Origin of the sequence: Pseudomonas inefficax (assembly GCF_032164165.1) — a bacterium.
Lineage (GTDB): Bacteria > Pseudomonadota > Gammaproteobacteria > Pseudomonadales > Pseudomonadaceae > Aquipseudomonas > Aquipseudomonas inefficax.
Genome location: NZ_CP134401.1, coordinates 912,503 through 925,201, shown reverse-complemented (window position 1 = coordinate 925,201; position 12,699 = coordinate 912,503). Strand labels below are relative to the sequence as shown.

Here is a 12,699-nt window from a genome sequence, read left to right as displayed (position 1 = left end):
ACTGGGCCCCCAATTCACAAGGTATCAGCCGTTCGAGCAGCCGTTCCCCATCACGCGGTATTCGAGAATGTGCTTCTGGCCCTTGGAGTCCTCGTAGGTCATGCGGGCGGGCACGACTTCGCACACATTGGGCACTTCGCTCATGGAAATGACGCGAGCAATGTCCAGGTGCTGCGAGTAACTGTACTGTTCAACCGGAATCTGCTCGGCATCTTTGGCTTCGCCGGCCATCGCCGCGCCGCAAAGACTGCCAAGTACCAATACCAGTAAAGCTTTCATTTTCAATTTACCTGTCTAAGGTCGTGAGGGGGCACGCGGCGCTTATGGCGCCGCGAGTATTGCTAGTTTTAACTATCGGGTTTGGATGGGGATTAACGCTTGCCTTCGTGGGGGCTGTTACCAGTTGTTAATCGCCTTGCCGTTGCTGGCGAGGTGAATTTTATGGCTGGGGCCAAGGCCGAAACAGTGGGTCTTTTGATAAAGTGTTTTGACAGAATCTGTAACAATCCTCTGGCAAGCGCCCCCTTTTTTTCTCGCCTGGGCTGTAAGGTGCGTGCCAGAGCGCTTTGCCAGAACGGGCGTACCAAATTACTACCAACGTCGAATGGCTTTTGTCGCTCTGGTACAGTTACAAACGGTTCCATACAAAAACAACTATTACACCGAGGTAACACAGATGAGTGCGGCTCCACTGTATCCCGTTCGTCCCGAGGTTGCGGCCACCACCCTGACCGACGAGGCCACCTACAAGGCCATGTACCAGCAGTCGGTGATCAACCCGGACGGCTTCTGGCGCGAGCAGGCCCAGCGCATCGACTGGATCAAGCCGTTCACCAAGGTCAAGCAGACCTCCTTCGACGACCATCACGTCGATATCAAATGGTTCGCCGACGGCACTCTGAACGTTTCCTCCAACTGCCTGGACCGCCACCTCGAAGAGCGCGGCGACCAGTTGGCCATCATCTGGGAAGGCGACGACCCTTCCGAACACCGCAACATCACCTACCGCGAACTGCACGAGCAGGTCTGCAAGTTCGCCAACGCCCTGCGTGGCCAGGATGTGCACCGCGGTGACGTGGTCACCATCTATATGCCGATGATCCCCGAGGCCGTGGTCGCCATGCTGGCCTGTGCGCGTATCGGTGCGATCCATTCGGTAGTGTTCGGCGGCTTTTCGCCCGAGGCGCTGGCCGGCCGTATCATCGACTGCAAGTCCAAGATCGTGATCACCGCCGACGAAGGCGTGCGTGGTGGCCGGCGTACCCCGCTCAAGGCCAACGTCGACCTGGCGCTGACCAACCCTGAAACCAACAGTGTGCAGAAGATCATCGTGTGCAAGCGCACCGGTGGCGACATTGCCTGGCACCAGCACCGCGACATCTGGTACGAAGACCTGATGAAAGTCGCTTCCAGCCACTGCGCGCCGAAAGAGATGGGTGCCGAGGAAGCGCTGTTCATCCTCTATACCTCCGGCTCTACCGGCAAGCCGAAAGGCGTGCTGCACACCACCGGCGGCTACCTGGTATACGCAGCGCTGACCCACGAGCGTGTGTTCGACTATCGCCCGGGCGAGGTGTACTGGTGCACCGCCGATGTGGGTTGGGTCACCGGCCACAGCTACATTGTCTACGGCCCGCTGGCCAATGGCGCCACCACCCTGCTGTTCGAGGGCGTGCCGAACTACCCTGACATCACCCGCGTGTCGAAGATCGTCGACAAGCACAAGGTCAACATCCTGTACACCGCGCCGACCGCCATCCGCGCGATGATGGCCGAAGGGCAGGCTGCTGTTGAAGGTGCCGATGGGTCCAGCCTGCGCCTGCTGGGCTCGGTGGGTGAGCCGATCAACCCCGAAGCCTGGAACTGGTACTACAAGACCGTGGGCAAGGAGCGTTGCCCGATCGTCGACACCTGGTGGCAGACCGAGACCGGCGGCATCCTGATCAGCCCGCTGCCGGGTGCTACCGGCCTCAAGCCGGGCTCGGCAACCCGCCCGTTCTTCGGTGTGGTGCCGGCGCTGGTGGACAACCTGGGCAATCTGATCGAGGGCGCTGCCGAAGGCAACCTGGTGATCCTCGACTCCTGGCCGGGCCAGTCGCGTTCGCTGTACGGCGACCACGACCGTTTCGTCGATACCTACTTCAAGACCTTCCGTGGCATGTACTTCACCGGCGACGGTGCGCGCCGCGACGAGGATGGCTACTACTGGATCACCGGTCGCGTGGATGACGTGCTGAACGTATCCGGTCACCGCATGGGGACTGCCGAGATCGAGAGTGCCATGGTGGCGCATGCGAAAGTGGCCGAGGCTGCGGTGGTGGGTGTGCCGCACGACATCAAGGGGCAGGGCATCTATGTGTATGTCACCCTCAATGCCGGTATCGAGGCCAGCGAGCAGCTGCGCCTGGAGCTGAAGAACTGGGTGCGCAAGGAAATCGGCCCGATCGCCTCGCCGGATGTGATCCAGTGGGCGCCGGGGCTGCCGAAGACCCGGTCGGGCAAGATCATGCGCCGCATCCTGCGCAAGATTGCCACGGGTGAGTACGATGCACTGGGTGACATCTCCACCCTGGCCGACCCGGGCGTGGTGCAGCACCTGATCGATACCCACAAGGCGATGAGCCTGGCTTCTGCCTGATTGCGAAGCAGGGAAGCGCGGCTTTGTTCAATTCCTGTGGGAGCGGCTTTAGCCGCGAAGAACCCAGCGCGGTGGATGGCACCGGCGTTGCCGGTGTTCGCGGCTGAAGCCGCTCCCACAGGGTAAGGCATGCGCCTGAGGCCTGTACTGTATCTGTGAGATCAGCCAACAAGAACCCCGCCCGGGCAACCGGCGGGGTTTTTGCTTTACTGTTACCCGACATTCATCGGTAACTGTTCTGTCACCGACGCCGCACAATATCGGGGCGGCAGGAAACAATTCCGGCCTGTTTCGGGGCGTTTTCGCAGCGTTTTTTGCGACTCGGCACGCTGCACTTGCCGTAATACAAGGCTTTGCCAATAATAGGCCCGGGAATTGCTAGTACTATAGGTTCTATTTCTTGCGCTTTTGCATATTTTGCAATGGCTGTCAACATCGCCCGCTGCCGTTTCAAGCGCTTCTGTAAGTAGTTGTCGCTTTGAAGAAATATCGACTACCGGGCTGTCGTTAAAATGCCACTCACTCGCTCGTGGTCTGCGACCTTGGTCGAACCCTGCGCGGCTCGCGTTGTACCCATTCGCATATCGGGCAGCCGTTACCTGCCTTGTATTGCTTCGTACCGATGGAGTTACCTGATGAAGAAGCTCGCACTGCTTGGCGCCCTGGCGCTGTCCGTGTTTTCCCTGGTGTCGCAGGCCGATGAAAAACCGCTGAAAATCGGCATCGAAGCCGCCTACCCACCCTTCGCCTTCAAGCAGCCAGACGGCAGCATCGCCGGTTTCGACTACGACATCGGCAACGCCCTGTGCGAAGAGATGAAAGCCAAGTGCACCTGGGTCGAGCAAGAGTTCGACGGCCTGATCCCGGCGCTGAAAGTGCGCAAGATCGACGCCATCCTGTCGTCCATGTCGATCACCGACGACCGCAAGAAATCGGTCGACTTCACCAAGCGCTATTACCTGACCCCGGCGCGCCTGGTGATGAAGGAAGGTACCGCCGTCAGTGAAAGTCTGGATGAGCTCAAGGGCAAGAAGATTGGTGTGCAGCGCGGTTCGATCCACGACCGCTTCGCCAAGGAAGTACTGGGCGCCAAAGGTGCCACCGTGGTTCCTTACGGCACCCAGAACGAAATCTACCTGGACGTGGCAGCTGGCCGCCTCGATGGCACCGTGGCTGACGCCACCCTGCTGGAAGACGGCTTCCTCAAGACCGACGCCGGCAAGGGCTTCGCCTTCGTAGGCCCGTCCTTCACCGACGCCAAGTACTTCGGTGACGGCATCGGTATTGCCGTGCGCAAGGGTGACAAGGCCAACGTCGACCGCATCAACGCTGCCATCGACGCCATCCGCGCCAACGGCAAGTACAAAGAAATCGAGAAGAAGTACTTCAACTTCGACATCTACGGTCCAGACTCGAACTAAGACGTCGGGTTTCACCTGTGCAATGGTGCAAACAGCAGAGGCTCTGAGGTTTGCACCATTTTTCATTCTCTAGGTCGAGGACCTCATCATGTTGAAAGGCTACGGGGCAGTCATCCTCGACGGGGCGTGGCTGACGCTTCAGCTCGCCCTGTCGTCGATGGCCCTGGCCATCGTGCTCGGCCTGATCGGTGTGGCGCTGCGCTTGTCGCCGGTGCGCTGGCTGGCCTGGCTGGGCGATCTGTATTCCACGGTGATTCGTGGCATTCCGGACCTGGTCCTGATCCTGCTGATCTTCTACGGCGGGCAGGACATCATCAATCGGGTTGCGCCGCTGCTCGGTTATGAAGACTACATCGACCTGAATCCGCTGATCGCGGGTATCGGTACCCTGGGCTTCATCTTTGGTGCCTACCTGTCGGAAACTTTCCGCGGTGCGTTCCTCGGTATTCCGAAAGGCCAGGCCGAAGCGGGCGTGGCGTATGGCATGAGCAACCGCCAGGTGTTCTTCCGCATCCAGGTGCCGCAAATGATTCGCCTGGCGATCCCGGGCTTCACCAACAACTGGCTGGTGCTGACCAAGGCCACCGCGCTGATTTCGGTAGTCGGCCTGCAGGACATGATGTTCAAGGCCAAGCAGGCGGCAGACGCCACCCGCGAGCCTTTCACCTTCTTCCTGGCGGTGGCGGCCCTGTACCTGGTGCTGACCAGCATCTCGCTGCTGGCCCTGAAGTATCTCGAGCGCCGCTACTCGGTTGGCGTCAAGGTGGCTGAACTATGATCTTCGACTACAACGTCGTCTGGGAGGCACTGCCGATGTACTTCGGCGGCCTGCTGACCACTCTCAAGCTGCTGGCGATTTCGCTGTTCTTCGGGCTGCTGGCGGCCATTCCGCTGGGGCTGATGCGGGTTTCGAAGCAGCCGGCAGTCAACCTGGTTGCCTGGCTCTACACGTATGTGATCCGCGGCACGCCGATGCTGGTGCAGCTGTTCCTGATCTACTACGGCCTGGCGCAGTTCGAGGCGGTGCGCGAAAGCTTCCTGTGGCCGCTGCTGTCCAGCGCTACCTTCTGCGCCTGCCTGGCGTTTGGCATCAACACCAGTGCCTACACCGCCGAAATCATCGCCGGCAGCCTCAAGGCCACACCGCATGGCGAGATCGAGGCGGCCAAGGCCATGGGCATGTCGCGCATGAAGATGTACCGGCGCATTCTGCTGCCGTCGGCCCTGCGCCGGGCGCTGCCGCAGTACAGCAACGAAGTGATCATGATGCTGCAGACCACCAGCCTGGCGTCGATCGTCACCCTGATCGACATCACTGGCGCTGCGCGCGCGGTCAATGCCCAGTACTACCTGCCTTTCGAGGCCTATATCACGGCGGGCGTGTTCTACCTGTGCCTGACCTTCATCCTGGTGCGCCTGTTCAAGATGGCCGAACGCCGCTGGCTCGGCTACCTGGCGCCGCGCAAGCACTGACCGCTTTGTGAGAATCGACAGCATGTACAAACTCGAAGTCCAAGACCTGCACAAGCGCTACGGCAGCCATGAAGTGCTCAAGGGCGTGTCCCTGTCGGCCAAGGCAGGCGATGTCATCAGCATCATCGGCTCCAGCGGTTCGGGCAAGTCGACCTTCCTGCGCTGCATCAACCTGCTGGAGCAGCCGCACGCCGGCAAGATCCTGCTCAACAACGAAGAGCTGAAGCTGGTACCGGGCAAGGACGGCGCGCTCAAGGCTGCCGACCCGCGTCAGCTGCAGCGCATGCGCTCGCGCCTGTCGATGGTTTTCCAGCACTTCAACCTGTGGTCGCACATGACTGCGCTGGAAAACATCATCGAAGCGCCGGTGCACGTGCTGGGCGTGAACCGCAAGGAGGCCCTGGAAAAGGCCGAGCACTATCTGGCCAAGGTCGGTGTCGCCCATCGCAAGGACGCCTTCCCGGGGCACATGTCCGGCGGCGAGCAGCAACGTGTGGCAATTGCCCGGGCGCTGGCCATGGAGCCGGAGGTCATGCTGTTCGACGAGCCGACCTCGGCGCTGGACCCGGAGCTGGTCGGCGATGTGCTCAAGGTGATGCAGGCGCTGGCCCAGGAAGGCCGCACCATGGTGGTGGTGACTCACGAAATGGGCTTTGCCCGTGAGGTGTCAAACCAGCTGGTGTTCCTGCACAAGGGCCTGGTGGAAGAAACCGGCTGCCCGCGCGAGGTGCTGGCCAACCCGCAGTCGGAGCGCCTGAAGCAGTTCCTCTCCGGCAGCCTCAAGTAAAAACTGCATTTTTGCACCAGAATAGGGCATGCTGCGCGGCGAGCGCAGCCTGACCCGGCGCACAGACTCGAACGACCTCAGGTTTCGGACCGCACCCTATGACCACCCAGCGAATCGGTTTTCTCATCTGGCCCAGTACCAGGCCCTTGACCCTGGCGCTGGCCGAGGAAGTGTTGCAGGTGGCGCAGCGGGTGCACCCGGAGGTGTCCTACGAGCTGGTCTTCCTGCAGGCGGAACCGGCGCAAGAGGGTAGCTGGCGCCTGCCGGGCGAGCCGTGGAATGGCCGCCTTGAGGGGTGTCAAAAGTTGTTCCTGTTGGCTGACGAGCAGCCGTCGGCGGTGGGGGCGGCGTTGTCGTCGGCGCTCAAGCAGCTTGCGCGCAGTGGCTGCATGGTCGGCGGCCTGTCGGCCGGGGTCTACCCTCTGGCCATGCTGGGCCTGCTCGACGGTTACCGGGCTGCGGTGCACTGGCGCTGGCAGGATGATTTTGCCGAGCGCTTTCCCAAGGTGATCGCCACCAGCCATCTGTTCGACTGGGATCGCGATCGTCTGACTGCTTGTGGCGGCATGGCCGTGACCGACCTGCTGCTGGCAGTGCTGGCCCGTGACCACGGGGCGGAACTGGCCGGGGCGGTGTCGGAGGAGCTGGTGGTCGAGCGCATCCGCGAGGGTGGCGAGCGCCAGCGCATTCCGCTGCAGAACCGCCTGGGCTCCAGCCATCCCAAGCTGACCCAGGCGGTGCTGCTGATGGAGGCCAACATCGAAGAGCCGCTGACCACCGACGAAATTGCCCAGCACGTGTGCGTGTCACGCCGGCAGCTGGAGCGCATCTTCAAGCAGTACCTGAACCGCGTGCCGAGCCAGTATTACCTGGAGCTGCGGCTGAACAAGGCGCGACAGATGCTGATGCAGACCAGCAAGTCGATCATCCAGATCGGGCTGTCCTGTGGCTTCTCCTCGGGGCCGCATTTTTCCAGTGCCTATCGCAACTTCTTTGGTGCAACGCCGCGGGAGGATCGCAACCAGCGGCGTAGCAGTAGTCCGTTCGAGCTGAGCTCGGCGCCTGCCGAAAAAGGCTGAGTTTTCCTTCGCCTGTGCCGGCCTCTTCGCGGGTAAACCCGCTCCCACAGGGTTCGCACAATCTTCCGGTTCTGTGGAGAGCCTGTGGGAGCGGGTTTACCCGCGAAGAGGCCGGCACAGGCAGTATCCATTCTTATGTGAACACCCGTTCACCCAGCCCCCTCTCTCCCGTACACTGCGCGATTGCGACAGTGTTTGTCGCATTGCCGAAAGCCTTGTCAAAACTGGGTTTTGCGCTGTAACAAGTTGTCGCTTGGCCGCAAGGACAGGCGCTGATCAGTCCTTACAATCCCCCCATCGCTCGCCACTTCCAGGCCAGCGTTCCTCTTCAGGAGACTCAGATGTCCGTTGAGCAAGCCCCGGTGCAACGTGCCGATTTCGACCAGGTCATGGTCCCCAACTATTCTCCGGCGGCCTTCATTCCTGTGCGAGGCGAGGGCTCCCGAGTTTGGGACCAGTCGGGTCGCGAGCTGATCGACTTTGCCGGTGGCATCGCGGTCAACGCCCTGGGCCACTGCCACCCGGCACTGGTCAAGGCCCTGACCGAGCAGGCCAACACCCTCTGGCACGTATCCAACGTATTCACCAACGAGCCGGCCCTGCGCCTGGCCCACAAGCTGGTGGACGCCACCTTTGCCGACCGTGCGTTCTTCTGCAACTCCGGCGCCGAGTCCAACGAGGCCGCCTTCAAGCTGGCCCGTCGCGTTGCCCACGACCGCTTCGGGCCGGAAAAGCACGAAATCATCGCCACCGTTAACAGCTTCCACGGCCGTACCCTGTTCACCGTCAGTGTCGGTGGCCAGCCGAAGTACTCCGATGGCTTCGGCCCGAAGATCACCGGCATCAGCCATGTGCCGTACAACGATCTGGAAGCGCTGAAGGCACAGATTTCCGACAAGACCTGCGCCGTGGTGATCGAGCCGATCCAGGGCGAGAGTGGCGTGGTGCCGGCCGACAAGGCCTACCTGGAAGGCGCGCGCAAACTGTGTGACGAACACAATGCCCTGCTGATCTTCGACGAAGTGCAGACCGGCGTTGGCCGTACCGGTTCGCTGTATGCCTACCAGCACTATGGCGTTACCCCGGACATCCTGACCAGCGCCAAGAGCCTGGGCGGCGGTTTCCCGATCGGTGCCATGCTGACCACCACCGAGCTGGCCAAGCACCTGGCCGTCGGCACCCACGGCACCACCTACGGCGGCAACCCGCTGGGCTGCGCCGTCGCCTGTGCGGTGCTGGACGTGGTCAATACCCCGGAAACCCTCGCCGGTATCAAGGCCAAGCATGAACGCTTCAAGGTCCGCCTGGAGCAGATCGGCCAGCAGTACAACCTGTTCAGCCAGGTGCGTGGCGTTGGCCTGCTGCTGGGCTGTGTGCTGACCGAGGCCTGGAAAGGAAAGGCCAAGGATGTGCTCAACGCCGCCGAAAAAGAAGGCGTGATGGTGCTGCAGGCCGGCCCGGACGTGGTCCGCTTCGCACCAAGCCTGGTGGTTGAAGACGCCGACATCGATGAAGGCCTGGGCCGCTTCGAGCGCGCCGTGGCCACCCTGACCAAGGGCTGATCCGCCCGTGGTCCCTTCGCCGGCCCCGGCGCAGGCTCAGCCCGAGTCTGCACCGAGCCGGTGATACCCGATCCCAGTGCAGGTGCCAGTGCACTTGCCGTTTTCCCGTGCCGCCGTGAGCGGCCCGTATTCCAAAGGAGTGACACCATGCTGGTGATGCGCCCCGCGCAAATGGCTGATCTGAACGAAGTGCAGCGCATGGCTGCAGACAGCCCCATTGGTGTCACCTCGCTGCCGGACGACAGCGCTCGCCTGGGCGACAAGATCGCCGCATCCGAGACTTCCTTCGCCGCCGAGGTCAGCTTCAATGGTGAAGAAAGCTACTTCTTCGTGCTCGAAGACAGCGAAACGGGCAAGCTGGCCGGTTGCTCGGCCATCGTCGCTTCGGCCGGCTACTCTGAGCCGTTCTACAGTTTTCGTAACGAGACCTTCGTGCACGCATCGCGCGAGCTGAAGATCCACAACAAGATTCACGTCCTGTCGCTGTGCCATGACCTGACCGGCAACAGCCTGCTGACCAGCTTCTATGTGCTGCCGGAACTGGTGAACAGTGGCTGGGCCGAGCTCAATTCGCGTGGCCGCCTGTTGTTCATGGCCGCTCACCCGGAGCGTTTCGCCGAGTCGGTGGTGACCGAGATCGTCGGCTACAGCGACGAGCAGGGTGAATCGCCGTTCTGGGATGCCATCGGCCGCAACTTCTTCGACCTCAACTACGCCGACGCCGAGCGCCTGTGCGGCCTGAAAAGCCGCACCTTCCTCGCCGAACTGATGCCGCACTACCCGATCTACGTGCCGCTGCTGCCTGACCTGGCACAGGAAGCCATGGGGCAGGTGCACCCTCGGGCGCAGATTACCTTCGACATCCTCATGCGCGAAGGCTTCGAGACCGAGCACTACATCGACATCTTCGATGGTGGCCCGACCCTGCATGCGCGTACCTCGGGTATCCGCTCGATCGCCCAGAGCCGGGTGGTGCCGGTCAAGCTCGAGGACGCCCCGATCAAGGGTGGGCGCCCATACCTGGTGTGCAACGGCCAGTTGCAGGACTACCGCGCGGTGCTGCTGGAGCTGGACTGGGTGCCGGGCAAACCGGTCAGCCTGAGCCTGGCAGCTGCCGAGGCGCTGGGGGTGGGCGAGGGTGCCAGCGTGCGACTGGTCGCGGTCTGAGGTCTGGCAACAGACGTTTCGGGATTGATGCGTTAGAAGAGTTTCGCGCCGGCCGCCGCCGCCGCAAAAGGAGATAGCATGATCGTTCGTCCTGTACGCAGCAGCGATTTGCCTGCGTTGATCGAATTGGCACGCAGCACCGGTACCACTGGGCTGACCACGCTGCCGGCCAACGAAGAGCGCCTGGGGCATCGCGTTGGCTGGGCGGAGAAAAGCTTCCGCGGCGAAGCCGAGCGTGGCGACACCGACTACCTGTTCGTGCTGGAAAACGACGAAGGCATGGTGGTGGGCATCAGTGCCATCGCCGGTGCCGTCGGCCTGCGCGAGCCCTGGTACAACTTCCGTGTCGGCCTGACCGTCAGCGCCTCGCAGGAACTGAAGATCTACCGTGAAATCCCCACCCTGTTCCTGGCCAACGACCTGACCGGCAACTCCGAACTGTGCTCGCTGTTCCTGCGCAGCGACTACCGCTCCGGCCTCAACGGCCGCCTGCTGTCGCGGGCGCGCATGCTGTTCATCGCCGAGTTCCCCGAGCTGTTCGGCAAGAAGATCATCGCCGAAATGCGCGGCATGTCCGACGAGCAGGGCCGCTCGCCGTTCTGGGAAAGCCTGGGCCGGCACTTCTTCAAGATGGAGTTCAGCCAGGCCGACTACCTCACCGGCGTGGGCAACAAGTCGTTCATTGCCGAACTGATGCCGAAGTTTCCGCTGTACACCTGCTTCCTCTCCGAGGCGGCGCGCAACGTTATCGGCCGCGTGCACAAGGATACCGAGCCGGCGCTGGCCATGCTCAAGCAGGAAGGCTTCAACTACCAGGGCTACGTCGACATCTTCGATGCCGGCCCGGCCATCGAGTGCGACACCGACAAGATCCGCGCCGTACGCGAAAGCCAGACCTTGGTGCTGGCCGTGGGCACACCGGGCGATGACGCCACGCCTTACATCATTCACAACCGCAAGCGCGACGACTGCCGCATCACGGCTGCACCTGCGCGGTTGGCCGCCGGTACCCTGGTGGTCGACCCCCTGACGGCCAAGCGTCTGCGCATGGGTGCCGGCGACAACGTACGCGCAGTGCCGCTGTCGGCAAGCCGGGAGGCCAAATAAATGACCACGCATTACATCGCAGGCAACTGGCAGGCCGGCCAGGGCGAAACCCTGCAGTCGCTCAACCCGGTGACGCAAGCCGTCGTCTGGGAGGGGCAGGGCGCCGACGCCAGCCAGGTGGATGCTGCCGTGCAGGCTGCGCGTCAGGCCTTCCCGGCCTGGGCGCAATTGAGCCTGGAAGCACGTATCGATGTGCTGGAGAAGTTCGCCACGCAACTGAAAGCGCATGCCGAAGCCATGGCCCAGTGCATCGGCGAGGAAACCGGCAAGCCCCTGTGGGAGTCGGCGACCGAAGTCACCAGCATGATCAACAAGGTGGCGATCTCGGTACAGAGCTACCGCGAGCGTACCGGCGAAAAGAGCGGCCCGCTGGCCGATGCCACGGCCGTGCTGCGGCACAAGCCCCACGGCGTGGTGGCGGTGTTCGGCCCGTACAACTTCCCCGGCCACTTGCCCAACGGCCATATCGTGCCAGCGTTGCTGGCGGGCAACTGCGTGGTGTTCAAGCCCAGTGAGCTGACGCCCAAGGTCGCCGAACTGACCGTTAATTGCTGGATTGCCGCCGGCCTGCCGGCGGGTGTGCTGAACCTGGTGCAGGGAGCGCGTGAAACCGGCGTGGCGCTGGCCGCCAATCCGGGTATCGATGGCCTGTTCTTCACCGGCTCCAGCCGCACCGGCAACCTGCTGCACCAGCAGTTCGCCGGTCGCCCGGACAAAATCCTGGCCCTGGAAATGGGTGGCAACAACCCGCTGGTGGTGGATGAGGTGAAGGACCTCGACGCCGCGGTGTACACCATCATCCAGTCGGCGTTCATTTCCGCTGGCCAGCGCTGCACCTGCGCCCGTCGCCTGCTGGTGCCGCAAGGCGCCTGGGGCGATGCGCTGCTTGCGCGGCTGGTCGAGGTGAGCAGAACCATCACGGTCGGCGCGTTCGACCAGCAGCCCGCGCCGTTCATGGGCTCGGTGATTTCGCTGCAGGCGGCACGGGCGCTGATTGCGGCCCAGGCCGAACTGGTCGCCAAGGGTGCGGTGAAACTGCTGGAAATGACCCAGCCGCAGGCCGATGCCGCGCTGCTGACCCCAGGCATTGTCGATGTCACTGCCGTGGCCGAGCGCCCGGACGAAGAGTTCTTCGGCCCGCTGCTGCAGGTGGTGCGCTATGCAGACTTCGATGCTGCCATCGACGAGGCCAACAACACCCAGTACGGCCTGGCCGCCGGCTTGCTGTCCGACTCCCGTGCCCGCTACCAGTACTTCTGGCTGCGCAGCCGCGCCGGCATCGTCAACTGGAACAAGCAACTGACCGGTGCCGCCAGCAGTGCGCCGTTCGGTGGTGTGGGCGCCAGTGGCAACCACCGCGCCAGTGCCTATTACGCAGCCGATTACTGCGCTTACCCCGTGGCTTCGCTGGAGACCGCCAGCCTTGCCTTGCCGGCGACCCTGACGCCGGGCATTACCCTATAAC

Annotated in this window: 11 protein-coding genes; 10 read left to right on the top strand and 1 reads right to left on the bottom strand. The window is 62.6% G+C overall.

The annotated features are described in order from the left end of the window. Positions 1 to 24: 24 nt before the first annotated feature. Positions 25 to 279: a DUF2790 domain-containing protein gene (locus RIN61_RS04160; protein WP_003260110.1), complete on the bottom strand. Its 255-nt coding sequence runs from the start codon at positions 277 to 279 to the stop codon at positions 25 to 27. Between the two features lie 397 nt (positions 280 to 676). Between RIN61_RS04160 and acs the strand changes: the two genes are divergently transcribed. The 10 genes from acs (at position 677) to astD (ending at position 12,698) form a co-directional block, all read left to right on the top strand. Next, positions 677 to 2,638, top strand: coding sequence for an acetate--CoA ligase (gene acs / locus RIN61_RS04155; protein ID WP_112253161.1), 1,962 nt, complete (start codon positions 677 to 679; stop codon positions 2,636 to 2,638). Positions 2,639 to 3,273: 635 nt separating this feature from the next. Next, on the top strand, positions 3,274 to 4,059 hold the full coding sequence (locus tag RIN61_RS04150) for an ABC transporter substrate-binding protein (RefSeq protein WP_112253160.1): 786 nt from the start codon (positions 3,274 to 3,276) through the stop codon (positions 4,057 to 4,059). A gap of 88 nt (positions 4,060 to 4,147) precedes the next feature. Then, complete coding sequence (locus tag RIN61_RS04145) at positions 4,148 to 4,837, top strand: ABC transporter permease (protein ID WP_003260113.1); 690 nt, start codon at positions 4,148 to 4,150, stop codon at positions 4,835 to 4,837. Continuing rightward, positions 4,834 to 5,532, top strand: a complete 699-nt coding sequence (locus tag RIN61_RS04140) for an ABC transporter permease (RefSeq protein ID WP_313855906.1) — start codon at positions 4,834 to 4,836, stop codon at positions 5,530 to 5,532. The genes RIN61_RS04145 and RIN61_RS04140 overlap by 4 nt, the downstream gene beginning before the upstream one ends. A gap of 22 nt (positions 5,533 to 5,554) precedes the next feature. Beyond that, positions 5,555 to 6,319 carry an ABC transporter ATP-binding protein gene (locus RIN61_RS04135; RefSeq protein ID WP_025340127.1) on the top strand — a complete coding sequence of 255 codons (765 nt, stop codon included), beginning with the start codon at positions 5,555 to 5,557 and terminating at the stop codon, positions 6,317 to 6,319. Positions 6,320 to 6,417: 98 nt separating this feature from the next. Next, positions 6,418 to 7,398, top strand: a complete 981-nt coding sequence (gene argR, locus RIN61_RS04130; RefSeq protein ID WP_112253158.1) for a transcriptional regulator ArgR — start codon at positions 6,418 to 6,420, stop codon at positions 7,396 to 7,398. Positions 7,399 to 7,739: 341 nt separating this feature from the next. Beyond that, positions 7,740 to 8,960 carry an aspartate aminotransferase family protein gene (locus RIN61_RS04125; protein WP_112253157.1) on the top strand — a complete coding sequence of 407 codons (1,221 nt, stop codon included), beginning with the start codon at positions 7,740 to 7,742 and terminating at the stop codon, positions 8,958 to 8,960. Between the two features lie 147 nt (positions 8,961 to 9,107). After that, the gene (gene aruF / locus RIN61_RS04120; protein WP_112253156.1) at positions 9,108 to 10,127 is read left to right on the top strand and encodes an arginine/ornithine succinyltransferase subunit alpha; all 1,020 of its coding nucleotides are present in this window, start codon (positions 9,108 to 9,110) and stop codon (positions 10,125 to 10,127) included. A 78-nt stretch (positions 10,128 to 10,205) separates the two neighbouring features. Then, entirely contained in the window at positions 10,206 to 11,234 is a 1,029-nt protein-coding gene (astA, locus tag RIN61_RS04115; RefSeq protein ID WP_112253155.1) for an arginine N-succinyltransferase, read from the top strand. Then, positions 11,235 to 12,698, top strand: a complete 1,464-nt coding sequence (astD, locus tag RIN61_RS04110) for a succinylglutamate-semialdehyde dehydrogenase (protein ID WP_112253154.1) — start codon at positions 11,235 to 11,237, stop codon at positions 12,696 to 12,698. Position 12,699 lies beyond the last annotated feature (1 nt).